Here is a 16,662-nt window from a genome sequence, read left to right on the forward strand (position 1 = left end):
CCGTACGTGTCCGACATAACCTTCGTAATCGCAGCCGTCAGCGTCGTCTTGCCATGGTCAACGTGACCAATCGTGCCGATGTTGCAGTGCGGCTTATTACGCTCAAACTTCTCTTTCGCCATCTCTACACGTTCCCTGGGTCTACCAGTTAATCTTTCAAGTTCATGCACCGCGCACGGCACACCGCTTCCGACACTTCCAGACCGCGGCCCTTTTACCCGGCTGCGTTGTTGGGCAGCCAAGGCACCGGACAAATCCGGCTGACTGGAGCGGGCAGCGGGAATCGAACCCGCACCAAGAGCTTGGAAGGCTCATGTGATACCATTTCACCATGCCCGCACAAAAATCGACGACAGAACGGCCGATACGGTCTTGTCCCGTACCAGCCCTTGTACCGTCGGCCCCATGCAAACCCGCAGGGCACATCGCATGGTGGAGGGAGTTGGATTCGAACCAACGTAGGCTAAGCCAACGGGTTTACAGCCCGTCCCCTTTAACCACTCGGGCATCCCTCCAGAATGCGTGCCCAAACCGAACCTGGAACTCTTGTCGGCGGCGTGCGGTGTATGACTTGCTACAGGGGATGTCAACTCCATTACCGGCACCAATTGGCCGATGTCGTGCTTGGTTTGCTCTTGCAGCATCGCGCTGCTTGCGGCGCTGCCTTTCCGGACCTACAGCTATCTTCCCGAAGGGAAGGAAGAGATGACGAAACGCAATCCAAGAAAATCAGGCCTCGGCAAGCCCCCCAGCAAATCCCCCGGTAAATCCCAGGGCAAGCCCCAAGGAAAACCCCAGGGTAATTCCCCGAGCAAATCCCCAGGCAATTCCCCAGGCAATTCCCCAGGCAATTCCAAGGGGCGGAACACGGGCCGGGCAAGGTCCGAAACGCGCGGAAAAGCGCCCCGCGACAAGCGTGTCTGGCTGTTTGGCCAGCATCCGGTGACCGCTGCCTTGGGCAACCCCAATCGCTGGGTCCAGCGACTATTGGCAACGCGGCAGGGATTGGAGCGCTTGGCCGAGGCAAAAAACCTGCACGATATCTCGGTGGAAGAAACCGACGGTCGAACCCTGGAAACACTGCTGCCGGAAGGCGCGGTTCATCAAGGCCTTGCCGCCCTCTGTGACCCGCTCGATCCGGTATTCGTCGAGGATATCATTTCCGATGAAAGCGAATCGAAGCCTGTCCTGATCCTCGATCAAGTCACCGACCCCCATAACGTCGGCGCTATCTTGCGGTCCGCCGCGATTTTCGGCGCCGCTGCCGTGATCATACAGGATCGCAACGCCCCGCCGGAAAGCGGTACCCTGGCCAAATCGGCAAGCGGCGCGCTCGAATCGGTCCCTCTGGTCCGCGCCGGCAATCTCAGCCAAACGATCGGAATTTTGCAGACCGCCGGATACTGGGTCGTCGGCCTTGCCGGCGAAGCGGAGGGTATGCTTCAGCAGGCAAAACTGAATCGGAAAACGGCGATCGTGCTGGGTGCCGAAGGGGCGGGCCTGAGACGGCTGACGGCGGAACGATGCGACCAATTGGTGCGTATTCCCATGGCGCCGAACCAGATCGGCAGCTTGAATGTGTCGAATGCCGCCGCCGTCGCCCTTTACGAATTGTGGCGTGCGGCGTCATCCGCGGATGCGTGACAGAGATTGAGGCACCGATTGCGGGAACAGTGAGAACAGAAGGACCGGTTCCTGCAGCAGGTAAAATTCATCGCGCGGCGTCATGTCGGTAATGATGAAGTGAAACTGAACGGCGCCCCCGCTATTCACATGGCCATTCTTGAACCGGACGCGGTCATGCGGCTCAGATATCCGTTCACCCACCAGGAAACGGTCGGAATGGAAGGCACTGCGATCTACGGCGCGGGTCTGATCGAACGAAAGACCGTCCCAATAGTCGCTGGGGCGGCGTAGCTCCTCCTGCAATTCAACATCGAAGCCAACCCAAACGCCTGCTGCGACATTCCGAACACGGCAGACGACCCACAGCCTGAGAATCGGTGCCGCGGCGACCGAACCGGCCAGACGCGCATTGCGGATGGTGATCACGAAGGGCCCAAGCCCGTTCAGGTCTTGATCGATCACGATCGGATCATCGACCGTCCCCGCCCCGGTTACCGATAGAATGTGGAACCCGCCGAGCCTGTCGCTGAATTCAAAGCCACCCGCCCGATGCCATGCGGGTTCGGCCGCGGTTGCGGTAGACGGCATAAAGGCCATGGCGAGCAGAAACACAGCAACAGCGCAGCTAATGCCGAAACTGATTGGCCCCACAGCCTTACGCCATGCCTTTCGGGACCATAGCGTCAAACGTGCCTTCATGATGATTAAGGATACACCATTATCGGCCCGGCAGCTATCGGTGCCCTTTTCACGGTTTCGTTGACGGCAGGTTGACGGCCCATCGCAATAGGCATTACGTCATCGCCGCCTTCCCAGTTGCCTCCAAACGCGCAAAGCGCTAGAGAGTGCCCGTCAAGCCTGGGCTGGCCTAAAACAGGCCATTTGGCGCCCCTATAGCTCAGTTGGTAGAGCATCTGATTTGTAATCAGAGGGTCGGGAGTTCGAGTCTCTCTGGGGGCACCATCTTCCTTCGAGGTGTTCTGGACGACCGTTGGCCCAGGATATGTGAGGCGGAAGATGAGCAGCCCGGTTCGGGAAAATCAGGAAGACGCCTTTGCCTGTTTGTACGCCCTTGCCACGACCGGCGACGCCGAGGCAAAGCGGATCGATACCCACGCCAACGTCATATTCATCGGTCAGGACCGCGTCTACAAAGTAAAGCGGGCCGTCTATTACCCCTTCCTGGACTATTCGACAGTCGCGCTGCGCTACCGGTACTGTGCATCCGAAGTGATGCTGAATCGGCGCACCGCCCCGGACCTGTATCTCGGTATCATCCCCTTGATCCGGACGCCCGACGGGTCGCTTGCCTCGGGCGACATGATCGACGATCCCGACCCGGTCACCCCTCCGCAGATACATCAACAAGCATCCGATTGGGCGGTGGTGATGCGGCGCTTCGACGAGAACGCCTTGTTCGACAAATTGGCCGAACGGGAAGAACTCACCAACGACCATCTGCATGATTTGGGCGAAAGCATCGCGAGTTTCCACGCAAAGACCTCGCCCGTGCGGAACGATTGGGACCGGATAAATCGGGAGGTCCTGACCGACAACCTGGCCGAAATCGCCGACGCGCCGTGGCTGCCTGCTGACGCCGTCGCGGATCACCGCAGGCAATGCGAGGCATTGTTCGAAACGCTTGCGCCCCGACTGGCCCAGAGAGCGGCAGACGGGTTCATCCGGCAATGCCACGGTGATATCCACCTGCGGAACATCGTCCTCATCGATGGGCGCGCAACACTGTTCGACTGCATCGAATTCAGCGACGACTTTTCCCAAATCGATTGCCTCTACGATCTGGCCTTCCTGCTGATGGACCTTGAGCATCGGGCAATGCCGGGGGCCGCGTGCCGGGTTCTGAACCGATATCTCGAAGAAACCGGGGATTATGCAGGCATCGGTCTGTTGCCTTTCTACACAGCCCTGCGCGCCCAGGTTCGGGCGAAAATTGAAATCGCGACCGTCGGTTTCGCGGAAACGCAGGAACAGGCCGACCAACACCGCCGCGAAGCGATGCAATATTTCAACCTAGCCTGCAGGGCGATCAATCGCCCTCCTGCTCGCCTAATCGCGGTCGGCGGCCCATCCGGGTCAGGCAAGTCGACACTCGCCATGGCGGTCGCGGAACGCATGTCACGGCATTATGGCCCGGCGGTCATGGTCCTACGCAGCGATGGGATCCGGAAATCCCTATTCGGTGTTGCCGAAACCACCAAATTACCGCCTGAGGCGTACAAGACCGAGGTCAGCAAGCGTGTTTACCGACATATGCATGAGGCCGCAGCGCTCGCCCTGACGCAAGGTGCTCCGGTCTTGTTGGACGCCACACATACCCACCCGGACTCCCGACAAGCGGCATCAGACCTTGCGGCCTCCCAAAGCGTGCCGTTTCAGGGGCTTTGGGCTACGGCCCCGCGGGACGTTCTGGTCGATCGAGTCTCCGCGCGGACGCAGGATGCTTCCGACGCCGATGCCGCGATTGTTCGGATGCAGTTGAAGCAGGATTGGGGAGTGCTCGACTGGGCGGAAATAGACACTTCCAAAAGGTCCAGTGGCTTGGATGAACAGGCCGCCTCGGAAGCGAAAGCCGCCGAAATTCTCAATCTGGCCTGACGATCAACTGGAACCGCCGATCCAATACGGGGCTGGTTGGCCCGCACCCACTCCTGAGCTCAACCATTCTTCCCAAGTTGTCTCGATCGACCCGTAGACGCCGTTCCCGCGAATCCTCGAAAGCCCGACGTCCAGCGCCTGCGCCAGCCAAACGGACCTGGCGTTGTCTGCTCTCGAAAAAGACACGAAAAGATCGAAATTGGCCAATTCCGCAACGGGCCTAGGCACCGGAGACATCTTTTCTGCATTGTTGCCGATATGGAACTGGGCAACCTTCTCGTAAACCACGGCAAAATTCGCCCGCCCGCGCGATACGAGGGCCAGCGTCTGCAGATCCGTATCGACCTCGATCTTCCGTATACGGGGGTTCCCGTCGAAGACATCTGTATAGGTGTAACCGCGGACCACTGAAAAAGTCGCCGTTTCGAATTGTTGTTTGGTAAAGACTTCCTGAAATGACGGCGGGCCATAAACCAAAACCCGGCCGCGAAACAACGGCATCTTGTGGAAAAGGTACCTCTGCAAATTTTCCTCGGAATCCGTGGTGTTGAAACAGCCGTCTATCCTTCCGGCCTGCACCTCCCGAAGACAGCGGCTATACGGCATCTGAACCAAATCCAACGCACAGCCGACCGCCTCAAACGCAGCCGAGACGATATCCAGCGAGAACCCGCGAAGCTGTTCCTCGTAAACACCAGTATAAGGGAAGAAGCTGTCCTCTGCCGCCAACACGACCTTCTCGTCAGGGCTACAGCGCGGCGAGACAGCGTCCGTCGCGTGCCCCGCGGTCGTCGCCATCACTAGGAATAATGCAATCGCTATTCTAATCAAACCCAAGCCCCGGCACCCAAGACAGTCCCCACAAAAAGCTATTCTACACAAAATCCATCAAAAATAACGACCAAGTTAATATTTAGAATAGGCTGAAGTTACATGCCGACACAAAGATAAGAGATAACTAAATCTTTTTTCATTATTGCGAGGATATACTTTTTGTTGTTTTGATCAGAGAGATTTTGGGATTCATTATTTAGTTCGTACTTTGAAAACGTCGAAACAACTGCAGTGGAAAGAATGCCGTTCCAACCTTCGTCAATCCCATTTCGGCGCCGACTATCGGTGCGGCAAGCCCAGCTTGCCGTCGTGATCGCGCTCGGCATCGGGACGGTATCCGCTTTGGCCCAGATCTTGGCCGATGCGTCCAACGAGCGCGAAAGTTTGGAAACTCATGCCTCATTCGTATTGGATTACGCCAGCCTTCCAGCAGCGCGGGCGTCATATCGTCTAGACGGTGTCGGTGCACAGGAATTGGCGCAAAGCTTGTTGAGCGATCCCGCGTTAATAGAGACGACTATCCTCGATGATTTCGGAGACCTCCTCGCGAAAGCCACGCGGCATGCGTCCATGCAACATGGGGTCGTTACGGATTTCCTCCTCGGTTCCAAACCGATCGGTTTTGAGCGCGACTTGTTCATCAACGCGACCACCTATGTGGGGAAACTAAAGATCGAGATCGACCCCATCGCAGCCGCACCCGGTTTCGAACAACGCACGATAAACTCAATAGTGTCCGAATTGGTTAAGAGCTTGCTGCTGTCGGTCCTGCTGCTGGTCATCTACCAGTTTATGGTCACAAAGCGGGTCACGCGCTTGGCCGAGCAGGTTGCGCTGTCAGGCAATGCTAATGACGGCGAGGTGGACGGGGACGAACTCGACCAACTCGAACAGCGCTTCAGGGATTGGACGATGGCCTTGAAAAACACCGCCCGGAAAGCCGAGCATGCAAACAATGCGAAGACGGTTTTCCTGGCCAGTATGAGCCATGAGATGCGCACCCCGTTAAACGCGATCATCGGATACGCCGAAATGCTGGAAATGGGCATTGGAATCGATGATCCGTCCAAACGAGCACAATACCTAAAAAGTATCGTCTCATCGGGACGCCACCTCAACAAACTGCTCGCCGACATCCTTGACTTCTCGAAGATCGAGGCCGGCGCTTTGGACTTCCACCTAGAAGAACTTTCTCCAGCCGAAGTCATCCAGGAGAATGTCAGCCTCTTTCAAGACATGGTGGGGGAAAACGGTCTAAAATTCGAAACCGACATGACGGCATGCTCAACGACAGTCATCGCCGACCGTTCCAGATTGCGTCAGGTACTCCTCAACCTGGTTTCCAATGCGGTCAAATACAACAAGCCGGGCGGTATCGTTCGGATAGGCTGTATTTGCACGGACCCGCGCCTCATCCGCCTGTATGTAGAAGATACTGGAATCGGCATCCCCGAGGATCAACGCGAGGTCCTTTTTTCCGATTTCGTGAGAGGCCGCCATCACCAGGCGGACATTCCCGGCGCCGGATTGGGTTTGGCGATTTCGAAACTGCTCACCGAAGGCATGGGCGGAATCATGGGCTGTGACAGCAAACTAGGGGATGGATCTTCTTTCTGGATAGAATTACCGGCCAAGACGAGCGCGCCTTCAGGGATCAATACAAAAATCCCGGAAATTCGGACATGACGATTGCTGAACCAGGGAGGGCTCGCAGCAATGAGCTGTAGGGGGGGTGAATTCTCAAACTTTGCGGCTGCCCTGCGACGTGGCTCATTGTATGCCCTTGTTCTGTCCGTGTGCTTGGCGGCCGCATCACCAACACCTGGCTTTACCAGCGAACCGCCGAAGCGCGTGCTATTCGTGAATCCCGGCTTCGCTGACAAAGGCTTCTGGAAAGCCGTCAGCGAAACGATGGAGGCCGCAGCCACAGCGTTGGGCTTCGAGTTGACGATCGTCAGCGGGGACAGAAAATGGCCCCTGATGGTGTCGCGCGGCCTTGCCGCACTAAACGACTTGAAACCGGATTATGCCATTCTGGTGAACGAACATCAGCAGGTTCCTCAGTTAATGGAAGCCGCCGAAGCAGATGGTATCAAGACAATCCTGCTTCTGAACGGGCTAACGGCGGACCAAGAGGCGCGCATGAATGGCCCGCGTCAGACCCTGTCTAACTGGTTGGGAACGATCACACCGGACAATGAGATCGCCGGTTACGAAATGGCCCAATCACTTTTGACAGCTGGCGGCGCGCTAGGACTGGATAAGGACGGCTTGTCGATCCTTACACTCGCTGGGGACTTCAAGACGCCTGCCTCTATCGTCCGGCTCCAAGGGTTAGACCGGGCTTTGCAGGAATTCAGACCGTTGTCCGAGGCCCGACGAATAACCGTGAATTGGTCGGAACGACAAGCATATGAGCGGACAAAAATTTTCCTGAAGACCTCACGTGTCGATGGTATTTGGGCTGCTAACGATCCCATTGCGATTGGCGCGATCAAGGCATCGCGCGAAGCCGGTAAGGAGCCGGGTCGGGATATTGTCGTCACCGGCCTCAATTGGTCGCGCGAAGCCGTCGACCTTGTGCGCGATGGGAAAATGACGCTGACCCATGGCGGTCATTTCCTGGCCGGGGCATGGGTCATCGTTCTGCTTTACGACTATGAAAACGGTAAGGACTTCGCGGAGATTTCATCGCACCTATCCTTCCCCATGAGCTCGATCCACGCCGGGAACGCCGACGCCTATGTCGACGCCTTTGGCGATGGGGACTGGTCCAAGATCAACTTCAAACATTTCAGCCGCGCCGAGAATCCAAGCCTCAAAAAGTACCCGTTCAACTTGACCGCCCTGCTCTCATCCCGACGCGTGGACTGACAAATGGCAACCATGACACACGGCATACGGCAAGACATCACAGGACATCCGAAACGGATTCCTTTCCGCAAGCGGTTGGCCGTCCGCCAAGCTGCATTCGTCGTGACGGTCGCCTGCCTGCTGGGATTGTTGAGCAGCGTTGTCCAGATCTATTTGGATTTCGGCGATCAGGTCCGTAACAGGGACCGCGATATCGACCACTATATTTCGACCGTTTACGAACCAGCCGCCAACGCGCTTTGGGAACTGAACGGCAATATGGCGGATGCAATCGTTGGAGGATTGCTCGGCTACGACCTTTTCGTTGAGGCAACCTTGACCACGGGCAACGGTTTTCCGCTCGCTCAAAAGGAACGGCCGATCATGGACAGCGGCGCCATCAAAATGGCGGAGTGGTTGTTTGGGGGTCGACAAGAATATGCGGTCGACATCAACTACAACGATGACGGCCAGCCTTTCCGCGTTGGAACCCTGACCGTCATCTCACATCCCTACAAAATGGGTAGTCAATTCATACAGCGCGCCGCCGTGACTTTTGTTGGCGGTTTCCTGAAAAGTTTAGTCCTCGCCGGGGTCCTGTTGATTGCTTTCTATCTGACCCTGACCAAGCCACTTGAATCTCTGTCACGTCAGGTCGATGCGCTGGACCCGACCGATGTCGATGGAGAAAAAGTCGTGATCGACACATCGGCAAAGGACGATGAACTCGACCGGATCGTCCAAGCGATCAACAACCAAATCGACCTGACTCATAACCATCTCCGAGAACTCGATGCGGCACATCAGGCCTTGGAACAGGTCAACAAAGACCTCGAGACCGCTGTCGATGTGCGGACGAAGGAATTGACGGACGAGATCGAAGCCAAGGTCAAAGTCGAACGGCAATTGAGGATCGCGGCGGCCCAAGCCGAGGAAAGTGCCTTGGCACGAACGCAGTTCCTGGCAAACATGAGCCACGAATTGCGCACGCCGCTTAACGCCATCATCGGATATAGCGAATTCGCCAAAATCAACTTGGACCACGTCCCACCCGAAAAATTGCACGAATATCTGGGCCATGTGCATGGCGCGGGAACGCACCTGCTGGATCTGGTAAACTCTATCCTGGATCTGTCTCGGATGCATGCTGGCCGTATGCCGGTCGATTATGAAGAAGTGGACCTCAACGAGCTGGTCGCCGATGTTGCGCAAAGCCTTGAATCCGCCTGCACCAAGAACAGAGTTGACCTTACCCTCGATCTCGATCGCGACCAGTGCCGGATCGTTACTGATCGTTTGAAAATAAAACAGGTTCTGTTCAATTTGCTCGGGAATGCGGTGAAATTTACAACCGATGGCTCGGTCAGGGTGGAGAGCCGCTGGGACAGCCCGGAAGAAGACTTGCTCACCATTTCGGTCCATGACACCGGGATCGGCATCGACCCTTTGGCGCTGCCCACAATTTTCGAAAATTTTACCCAAGCGGAAACGCATCTCAGTCGGCGTTTCGACGGTTCAGGCCTCGGTTTGTCAATCGTCCGCGAGACCTGCGAATTATTGGGCTGGACGGTTTCCGTAAAGAGCGAAGTCGGATCGGGTAGCTGTTTCACGCTCGTCCTGCCGCTCGGTTCGGCAACCAGGATCGACCAGAGCGACAGGAGCGGGGAAACAGCATGAAGACCCGTTGCCCGGCCCCACAGAGATAGGTGAGGTAGGGTCTTCGGCCTAGCGCAAAATTCAGAGCGAACGATTGGAAACGCCCTATTGGCGGCCACCACAAGGGTTCTTGGTTTCCGGCAACGGCGCGGGCGATCTTGAATCGGGCTATTGTCTTCGGAGGACATCCCGGAGGATGTCGACGACGATGCGCGTTCCTTCTTCGACGATGGTCACATCATCCCCCACGATGATCCGTTCCAGGCCTTCCCGAAGCTTCGGCAGGCGCCCCTCCAAATCCGTCGGCAATCCCCGTTTTGCGATGCCCGGCGGTAGAGGCTTTCCGCGCGCGAGGTTCTTGGCGATGCCCGGCGGCAGGGACTTCGTCCCGATCCCCTTTTCCCGGACGTAGCGCTCAATGATCGTCCTGTCATTCTCGCCAAAAATCCCGTCCAGAACTTCGTCTATCACCTCGTCTTCGAGCCGATTCTCCTGCTGAGTGCTATTTTTAACCTGGGCATTGCCTTGCCCATGTCCTTTCGCCTTGTCGTTCTTGGCCATACTTTCCGATGGGAAACCAACCGCAAGTACCACCGTGAGAAGTCCCGTTGCTGCAGCGGAAGCGATGGTTTTGAACATTTTACTTACCTCCGTAATGGGGCGTCCCCTACCCGCGATATTGCTGTACCGGCAGAGACGCTTTTACATTAGGTAAGGTGCAAGCACGACTTCCGCAAATGGCATAGTCGATTATTGTAGTTCCCCGGTGGGTCGGAATTGTCACAAACCTGAAAATTCGGTTGTGCGAGCCCTGAGATTTTTGAGTATTAATCCCACCAATCCACTATAGTTCCGCAGGTTTTATACTGGAATCGACCAAATTGGGTATTAACAGGCGTAGGGTTCAGGGAAGCCAAAGTGCGTTTCTTTTCTTTTTCCGACAACTCGTCCTTTCACCCAGCGCGACGGTGGCTCTATTGGCAACCGGTGTTTTTTTGTTTCCTGTTCGTCCTCGTGGCGGCCGGCGCCATCGGCTTTTTTCTGAACGACTTGGCTGAACGCGCAAACCAGGACGCAGCGAAAACCTCGCGCCTGCTGGTGACTACGGCAATCGGCGTTATCGAAAAGGATCTTGTCGGCAGGATGGTCGATTATTCCTGGTGGAACGACATGAACGACCAGGTGACCGGCAACCTCGACCCGGATTGGGCGGACGATAATATCGGTTCATATCTGCAGGAAACGTTCTCATACTCCGGCACCTATGTCCTTTCCGCCGATGGCGAGGTGATTTTTGCAAGCCTTGGGACCGATCCGCTGCCGGACTCCCCTATAGAGCTTCTTGGAGAAGCCAGTGACGTCTTCCTGGCCAGCCTACAGGAAACGCTCATGGACGAGTCGGTCCCGAGATCGACCGCTGCCGTGTACAACGACAAGATCTACCTGCTCGCAGCAGCTGCTGTAACGCCAGAGGATCCAACCGAAGAACAATTGACGTTTCATGTTCGCCCTACTCTTTTTTTCGTGCGAGAGCTTGACGATGCCATGATGTCCGACATCGCTGAAAACTACGGTGTCGGCAATCCGGTCATTGTTCTAGGACAGTCGTCTACCGGCGTCCCCCTGACAAATGCGGCCGGCACGGTCTTGGCCAGCGTCGTCTGGGATCAAGCCAGGCCCGGCGATGCAATCCTGGTGGACCTAATCCCGAAACTGGCGATTGTATCCGCAATGCTGTTGATCGCCGCTTTGACAATTTACTTTTTCTGGATCAGGGCAGCCTTGTCGGCCAGTGAGGCAAAATCACAACTGCTGGCCAAGATGAGCCATGAATTGCGCACCCCGTTGAACCCCATCCTGGGATTCTCGCAAATGATGATCGGTGAGACCGTCGGCCCGATCGCCCCGATCTATAAAGGGTACGCAAAAGACATCCACCGAAGTGCGTCGCATCTGCGGAACATCATCGAAGGGTTGTTGGACTTCTCGAAGATCGAGGCAGGGAAGGTGGTCTTGCGCGAAGACGTGCTGGACCTCGATGGTTTGATCGAAAGCGTCATTCAGATCGTGACACCGGTTGTCCAAACCGATCCGTCGAGTCCAGCCGGAGAGACTCCGGAGATCCGGCACGAAGTGGCAGAAGATGTGCCGAAAATTCGTGGTGATGAACTTCGAATCCGACAGGTTCTAATCAACATGCTCTCGAACGCCATCAAATTTTCAGATGGCAAACCGGTAACGATCCGCGCGTTCAAGCATGGTAACAGCGCCCAAATCACCGTCGAAGATAATGGCATCGGCATATCCAAACTCGATCAGCGCAAGCTGTTCGAGCCATTCGTCCAGGCCAGCCCCAAGAACGGCACGATTGCTACACCTGGAACCGGACTTGGATTGGTGATTTCACGGGAATTGATGCGCCTTCACGGTGGGTCACTCGACCTGAAAAGTGTGCTGGGCGAAGGGACCACGGTCACCTTGACCTTTCCAAACAACAGAACCCTGAACGGCTAACCAATCAGGCCGGATAGTGATCAAGGACCGGCAGACTGCGGGTCACTGGTCGCCGAAGCGGACGATCTCACCATGTTTGGTACAAGAGGGTTCCGACAAGCTGACGAAAAGCTCGGCAACCTGTTCCGGTTGGGTGATTGTTTCCGGTTTCTCACCCGGAAACGCCTGGGCACGCATACCAGTCGCAACCGGCCCCGGGCTTAACAAATTGACCCGAAGATTGGTCTTCCTGGTCTCCTCCGCATAGGTCTTCACCAAGGCATCCAGCGCCGCCTTGGAGGCCCCGTAAGAAGCCCAATAGGGTTTCGTACCTTGCGCTGCGCCGGAGGTAACGAAGACGGCCCTGCCGGCGTCGCTTTGCCGTAACACCGCATCACAGGCACGGATCAGGCGTTGGTTGGCATGAACATTCAGGGCAAAAACGCGCTGCCATTCCTTGGGATCCGCATGCGCCATCGGTGTCAGCTTACCAAGCATGCCAGCATTGCCGATCAGGATATCCAATTTCTTGAAGCGCTGATAGATCGAGGCACATAGAACATCGATCTGGTCCAGTTGCAGCAAGTCGACCGGCGCCAAGGTAATCGTGTTACCGTCCGCTTGAACCAGGTCATCCAACTCTTCCAAGCCGCCGACCGTCCGCGCGGTGGCAATCACATGCGCACCTTCTGCCGCGAAGCGACGCGCAACGGCGAAACCGATTCCTCGGCTGGCACCCGTGACCAGAGCCACCCTGCCGGCCAGACGCCCTTCGCCCGCGCCGGAGGTTTCCGACGCGGTACTCGTCGATATATCGGTCATCAGCTAGCGTCCCGCAGCAGCGACAGTTGCCGTTGCCCCCGGGAAACATCCTCATGGTCCTTCAGACGGATCGGATACTCGCCGGAGAAGCAGGCATCGCAATATTGCGGCATCTCGTTGTTCCGCCCTTCCTTGCCCATCGCGCGGTAAAGACCGTCCATGGTCAAGAAGTCCAAACTGTCGCAACCGATAAGATGACGCATTTCCTCAATCGTGTGCTGCGCAGCCAGCAGTTTCGAGCGTTCCGGCGTATCGACACCATAGAAGCAGGAATGCGTGGTCGGCGGACTGGCGATCCGCATATGGACTTCGGTTGCACCCGCAGCACGAACCATTTCCACAATTTTGCGGGATGTGGTTCCGCGAACGATCGAATCGTCCACCAAGACGACACGCTTGCCTTCCAGCATCGCCCTGTTCGCATTGTGCTTCAATTTCACGCCCAAGTGACGGATCTCGTCGGTAGGCTCAATGAAGGTCCGGCCGACATAGTGATTGCGGATGATCCCGTATTCGAACGGAAAGCCCGATTCCTCGGCATATCCGATGGCGCTGGGCACTCCGGAATCGGGAATCGGGACGACAAGGTCCACCTCAACTGGGTTTTCCCGCGCCAATTCCATGCCGATCCGCTTACGTGCCTCGTACACGGAACTGTCTTCGATGACGCTGTCCGGCCGGGAAAAATAGATGAATTCGAAGATGCAGAGCTTCGAGGGGGCGCTTTCGAAGGGGAAATAAGAATGCAGCCCTTCTTCGTCGATGACGATGACCTCCCCGGGGGAGACATCGCGCACCTTGTCAGCACCGATGATATCAAGGCCGACGGTTTCCGACGCCAGGATGTAGGAAGGGCCAAGCTTACCCAGAACCAACGGCCGCACGCCCATCGGGTCTCGCACGCCGATCAGTTTCTTCCGCGTCAGGCATACCAGCGAATAGGCCCCTTCGACCTCACGCAATGTCGAGATCAGGCGGTCGACGACAGAACCGGACATCGTCGCCATCAGATGAAGAATGACTTCCGTATCCGTCGTAGATTGAAAAATGGAACCTCGGCGAACAAGATCTTCCCGCACGTTGATCGCATTGGTGAGATTGCCATTGTGAGCAACGGCCAGACCACCGAATTCCAGATCACCGAAAAGCGGCTGAACGTTGCGACGCATGGTATCGCCGGTCGTCGAATACCGGTTGTGGCCGATCCCCGAATTGCCGACCAGTTGTTCCATCACGGCCGGGTCGCCGAACACGTCCCCAACATGGCCGTTTTCCCGATGTGCGTGGAACTGATCGTCACGATCGTCATACGTGACGATCCCGGTACCCTCCTGGCCACGGTGCTGCAGGGCGTGCAGCCCCAAGGCTAGATGCGCAGCGGCATCCGGCGTACCGTAGATACCGAATATCGCGCATTCCTCGCGCAGTTTATCGTCATCAAAAGGGTTGGTCGTGGTGCGCATGCGGCGGCACTCCCTATTTCCGCGACGGTTCCGTCCAGGTTCCGTGCTTCGGCAAACTGTATATCACAGAGCCCCCAATATCGGGCCTGTTCATTCCACTGTCTTCATCAAAGAGTCAAACTGTTGACGTTGCTTATCGTCATAGGCCGGTTGCTCGGTTCCGTCCTTTTCACCCTCGCCCTGCGATTTTGTGTCGCTCAGCATCTCGGTCATTTTTTGTGCGTCGTCTATGGCTTTCTGGGCTTTACGGGCTTCGTCGGCCGCCAGATTCGCCTTTTTCCGAATGTCTTCCGGAAGCACCTTCATAACGAAATCCGCGCCGACCCGGGCGAAAAGCAGGGACCGGCTATCCTGGACGAATTCAGGCATGTCCTCTTCCTTCTGCTTCATCCATTGTGTCGCAACCAGATAGACAATACTCAAAATCAACACGCCTCGGAGCAGTCCAAAAAGGAAGCCCAAGGCTCTGTCCACAGATCCGGCATGACTGTCCTGCACCATGCTCGAGGCTTTGCTGGCCAGAACGCTGAGCACGATAAGCGTAACGAAACCAACGCCGACGCCCGCAGTAACGTCCGCGACGGCGGGTTCATCAATGTAGTTCAACAGGTATTTCGACAGGAAGCCATATCCATAGAACCCGGCAAGGACTGCGCCGACCCAGGCGGCAATCGACAGCAATTCGCGGATGAAGCCGCGGAAATAGGCCAGCAAGCCGGACATGACCACAAGCGCGATCACAATCAAGTCGAAAATGCCTATAGGCAATTCTTCCATCCAGGTTAGACCTTTGCCCTACTAAATCTCTGCGACCCGCGGTTGGCTATCCGCACTTCGCCCGAAAAATGTTTCCAGACCATGCAAATCCGAAATCTCCATGACCCGAAGCGCGCCGGAATCCGTACGGCTTCGTCGCTTCGGCGTCAACGCGGCGGCGAAGCCCAGTTTCGCGGCTTCCTTAAGTCGCCCTTCCGACTGACTGACCGCGCGAACCTCGCCGCTCAACCCGATTTCCCCGAAGACAACCATGTCCGCGGGTATCGGCTCCCCCGTCAGGGAGGAAACCAGCGCGGCTGCGACCGCGAGGTCCGCCGCCGGCTCGGATATACGCATCCCGCCCGCAACATTCAAATAGACGTCGTTGCCGCTCAATCGATAACCGGCCCGGCCTTCAAGAACGGCAAGAACCATAGCAAGACGCCCGGAATCCCAGCCAACCACGGCGCGCCGCGGTGTTCCCAAGGGCGACGGGGCGACCAAAGCCTGTATTTCGACCAGCATCGGCCGCGTGCCCTCGATTCCCGCGAAAACCGCCGCACCGGCGACATCCCGCTGTCGGTCGCTGAGGAAAAGCTCAGACGGATTGCCCACTTCCATCAGGCCTTCGCCCGTCATGTCGAAGACGCCGATCTCATCCGTCGGTCCAAACCGGTTCTTCACGCCGCGCAAAATTCTGAAAGGATGCCCGCGCTCACCTTCGAAATAGAGCACCGTGTCGACCATATGCTCCAGGACCCGCGGACCGGCAATCGCGCCTTCCTTGGTGACGTGGCCGACGATAAGAAGCGCTGTGCCGCGCCGTTTGGCGACACGGATCAACTCCTGAGCACAGGCACGAACCTGGCCCACCGTTCCGGGCGCGGAATCCAGCGAGTCGACATACATGGTCTGGATCGAGTCGACGACGATGACGGCGGGGCCATCCGCGGCATCCATGGCCGCCGCGATATCCCTGACATTCGATGCCGCGGCGAGTTCTACCGGTGCTTCCGCCACGCCCAGACGTTCCGCCCGCATGCGGATTTGGTCGACAGCTTCTTCACCGGACACATAGGCGCATTTCGCATGTTTCGACAGCGCCGCGACCGCCTGAAGCAACAAGGTGGATTTTCCGATTCCCGGGTCACCGCCGATCAAGGTCGCGGATCCCTCGACCAAACCGCCGCCCAGAACACGGTCGAATTCACCGATATCCGTGGCAAGACGGGGTGCACGCTCGCTTACCCCGGTCAACGGCACGAAAGCGATGCGGCCAGCGCGATTCTTGGCAGATTCGCCCTTCCCCGAGGCTTTTCCGCCGACCGGTGGCGCGTCGACAATCTCTTCGACAACGGTGTTCCATTCGCCACAGCCGTCGCACTGGCCGGCCCATCTCACATGGACCGTTCCGCAAGACTGACAGACAAAACTGGATTTGGATCGCGCCATGGTCAGATCGGCATTCGCATCGTTCGGACTTGTGGCCTGTCATAGGCGACAATCGCCCGGAGTTCAAACGAGCGTATGCTGCCTTCGAAAA

Annotated in this window: 14 protein-coding genes and 3 tRNA genes; 7 read left to right on the forward strand and 10 right to left on the reverse strand. The window is 57.0% G+C overall.

Annotation, left to right across the window (positions count from 1 at the left end; genetic code table 11):
• The 3 genes from EOI86_RS17075 to EOI86_RS17085 form a co-directional block, all read right to left on the reverse strand.
• A partial coding sequence (locus EOI86_RS17075; protein ID WP_240035757.1) for a GTP-binding protein occupies positions 1–122 on the reverse strand: 122 nt, incomplete at its 3' end.
• 143 nt (positions 123–265) lie between these two features.
• A tRNA-Gly gene (locus EOI86_RS17080) sits at positions 266–339 on the reverse strand.
• A gap of 91 nt (positions 340–430) precedes the next feature.
• Positions 431–515 (reverse strand) — tRNA-Tyr (locus EOI86_RS17085).
• Between the two features lie 190 nt (positions 516–705).
• On the opposite strand from EOI86_RS17085, the gene rlmB reads away from it, so the two are divergent.
• A complete protein-coding gene (rlmB, locus tag EOI86_RS17090; protein WP_205032246.1) occupies positions 706–1,644 on the forward strand; it encodes a 23S rRNA (guanosine(2251)-2'-O)-methyltransferase RlmB in 939 nt (312 codons plus the stop codon).
• Here rlmB and EOI86_RS17095 read toward each other — a convergent pair.
• Complete coding sequence (locus EOI86_RS17095; RefSeq protein WP_127766542.1) at positions 1,627–2,325, reverse strand: hypothetical protein; 699 nt, start codon at positions 2,323–2,325, stop codon at positions 1,627–1,629. The two genes, rlmB and EOI86_RS17095, sit on opposite strands and share 18 nt — an antisense overlap.
• Before the next feature lie 188 nt (positions 2,326–2,513).
• On the opposite strand from EOI86_RS17095, the gene EOI86_RS17100 reads away from it, so the two are divergent.
• Both EOI86_RS17100 and EOI86_RS17105 read left to right on the forward strand, forming a co-directional pair.
• Positions 2,514–2,589, forward strand: a tRNA-Thr gene (locus EOI86_RS17100).
• 54 nt (positions 2,590–2,643) lie between these two features.
• Positions 2,644–4,242, forward strand: coding sequence for a bifunctional aminoglycoside phosphotransferase/ATP-binding protein (locus EOI86_RS17105; RefSeq protein ID WP_127766544.1), 1,599 nt, complete (start codon positions 2,644–2,646; stop codon positions 4,240–4,242).
• A 3-nt stretch (positions 4,243–4,245) separates the two neighbouring features.
• Here the strand turns inward: EOI86_RS17105 and EOI86_RS17110 are convergent, their stop codons facing one another.
• Entirely contained in the window at positions 4,246–5,040 is a 795-nt protein-coding gene (locus tag EOI86_RS17110) for a substrate-binding periplasmic protein (protein WP_127766546.1), read from the reverse strand.
• 321 nt (positions 5,041–5,361) lie between these two features.
• Here EOI86_RS17110 and EOI86_RS17115 point away from each other — a divergent pair, with 321 nt between their 5' ends.
• Genes EOI86_RS17115 through EOI86_RS17125 form a run of 3 tightly spaced genes read left to right on the forward strand, consistent with a single transcriptional unit; the run spans position 5,362 to position 9,606 of the window.
• Positions 5,362–6,762: a sensor histidine kinase gene (locus tag EOI86_RS17115; protein WP_161973878.1), complete on the forward strand. Its 1,401-nt coding sequence runs from the start codon at positions 5,362–5,364 to the stop codon at positions 6,760–6,762.
• Positions 6,763–6,792: 30 nt separating this feature from the next.
• Complete coding sequence (locus tag EOI86_RS17120) at positions 6,793–7,950, forward strand: ABC transporter substrate-binding protein (protein WP_127766550.1); 1,158 nt, start codon at positions 6,793–6,795, stop codon at positions 7,948–7,950.
• 3 nt (positions 7,951–7,953) lie between these two features.
• Positions 7,954–9,606 (forward strand): sensor histidine kinase, encoded by a 1,653-nt coding sequence (locus EOI86_RS17125; protein ID WP_127766552.1) that lies wholly within the window; start codon positions 7,954–7,956, stop codon positions 9,604–9,606.
• Between the two features lie 147 nt (positions 9,607–9,753).
• Here EOI86_RS17125 and EOI86_RS17130 read toward each other — a convergent pair whose 3' ends face one another.
• Positions 9,754–10,224, reverse strand: a complete 471-nt coding sequence (locus tag EOI86_RS17130) for an anti-virulence regulator CigR family protein (RefSeq protein WP_127766554.1) — start codon at positions 10,222–10,224, stop codon at positions 9,754–9,756.
• A 348-nt stretch (positions 10,225–10,572) separates the two neighbouring features.
• On the opposite strand from EOI86_RS17130, the gene EOI86_RS17135 reads away from it, so the two are divergent.
• Positions 10,573–12,099 carry a sensor histidine kinase gene (locus EOI86_RS17135; RefSeq protein ID WP_127766556.1) on the forward strand — a complete coding sequence of 509 codons (1,527 nt, stop codon included), beginning with the start codon at positions 10,573–10,575 and terminating at the stop codon, positions 12,097–12,099.
• Positions 12,100–12,141: 42 nt separating this feature from the next.
• On the opposite strand, the gene EOI86_RS17140 is transcribed toward EOI86_RS17135, so the two are convergent.
• From EOI86_RS17140 to radA, 4 genes are all read right to left on the reverse strand, one after another.
• Entirely contained in the window at positions 12,142–12,900 is a 759-nt protein-coding gene (locus tag EOI86_RS17140; RefSeq protein WP_127766558.1) for an SDR family NAD(P)-dependent oxidoreductase, read from the reverse strand.
• Entirely contained in the window at positions 12,900–14,363 is a 1,464-nt protein-coding gene (gene purF / locus EOI86_RS17145) for an amidophosphoribosyltransferase (protein WP_127766559.1), read from the reverse strand. The genes EOI86_RS17140 and purF overlap by 1 nt, the downstream gene beginning before the upstream one ends.
• 90 nt (positions 14,364–14,453) lie before the next feature.
• A complete protein-coding gene (locus EOI86_RS17150) occupies positions 14,454–15,131 on the reverse strand; it encodes a CvpA family protein (RefSeq protein WP_161973879.1) in 678 nt (225 codons plus the stop codon).
• A 30-nt stretch (positions 15,132–15,161) separates the two neighbouring features.
• Positions 15,162–16,571, reverse strand: coding sequence for a DNA repair protein RadA (radA, locus tag EOI86_RS17155; RefSeq protein ID WP_127766563.1), 1,410 nt, complete (start codon positions 16,569–16,571; stop codon positions 15,162–15,164).
• Positions 16,572–16,662 lie beyond the last annotated feature (91 nt).

The sequence above is a fragment of the Hwanghaeella grinnelliae genome, assembly GCF_004005845.1.
Classification (GTDB): Bacteria; Pseudomonadota; Alphaproteobacteria; order UBA8366; family Aestuariispiraceae; genus Hwanghaeella; species Hwanghaeella grinnelliae.

Excerpts from the sequence above, each read along its gene's own strand:
- rlmB (WP_205032246.1), top strand. The coding sequence starts at position 706 with ATGACGAAACGCAATCCAAGAAAATCAGGCCTCGGCAAGCCCCCCAGC.
- EOI86_RS17095 (WP_127766542.1), bottom strand. The coding sequence starts at position 2,325 with ATGAAGGCACGTTTGACGCTATGGTCCCGAAAGGCATGGCGTAAGGCT.
- EOI86_RS17105 (WP_127766544.1), top strand. The coding sequence starts at position 2,644 with ATGAGCAGCCCGGTTCGGGAAAATCAGGAAGACGCCTTTGCCTGTTTG.
- EOI86_RS17110 (WP_127766546.1), bottom strand. The coding sequence starts at position 5,040 with ATGGCGACGACCGCGGGGCACGCGACGGACGCTGTCTCGCCGCGCTGT.
- EOI86_RS17120 (WP_127766550.1), top strand. The coding sequence starts at position 6,793 with ATGAGCTGTAGGGGGGGTGAATTCTCAAACTTTGCGGCTGCCCTGCGA.
- EOI86_RS17125 (WP_127766552.1), top strand. The coding sequence starts at position 7,954 with ATGGCAACCATGACACACGGCATACGGCAAGACATCACAGGACATCCG.
- EOI86_RS17130 (WP_127766554.1), bottom strand. The coding sequence starts at position 10,224 with ATGTTCAAAACCATCGCTTCCGCTGCAGCAACGGGACTTCTCACGGTG.
- EOI86_RS17140 (WP_127766558.1), bottom strand. The coding sequence starts at position 12,900 with ATGACCGATATATCGACGAGTACCGCGTCGGAAACCTCCGGCGCGGGC.
- purF (WP_127766559.1), bottom strand. The coding sequence starts at position 14,363 with ATGCGCACCACGACCAACCCTTTTGATGACGATAAACTGCGCGAGGAA.
- radA (WP_127766563.1), bottom strand. The coding sequence starts at position 16,571 with ATGGCGCGATCCAAATCCAGTTTTGTCTGTCAGTCTTGCGGAACGGTC.